The organism is Chryseobacterium sp. SIMBA_028 (assembly GCF_046535285.1).
Lineage (GTDB): Bacteria > Bacteroidota > Bacteroidia > Flavobacteriales > Weeksellaceae > Chryseobacterium.
In genome coordinates this window covers 1-267 of the sequence record NZ_JAWRWZ010000343.1, presented here as the reverse complement: position 1 = coordinate 267, position 267 = coordinate 1, and the positions used below count along the sequence as shown (strand labels likewise).

Here is a 267-nt window from a genome sequence, read left to right as displayed (position 1 = left end):
GCCCATTTTTTTGCAACTTCAAGAAATACTCTCCATTGTTCCTGTCCTGGATTTGTGCTTGGCGTATTTGGAATATTGTCTCCATAATAAATCACAATCGGGATTTTGGTAAACTTCATAAAATCTTCTATCGGAATTGTGGGTGGAGTAATTGTTCGTCCAGATAACACGATGGATGTTGGAGCTTCACCTTCAGGAAAAACAAAATCGCCACCCGGTTCGTAAGAAATCACCGCTTTGATATTTGGATTTTTCAAAACACTAAAC

1 pseudogene is annotated in these 267 nt (G+C 38.6%); it reads right to left on the bottom strand.

What is annotated here, in order from left to right:
- A pseudogene (locus SCA31_RS23715) lies at positions 1-267 on the bottom strand (alpha/beta hydrolase); the annotation flags it as partial.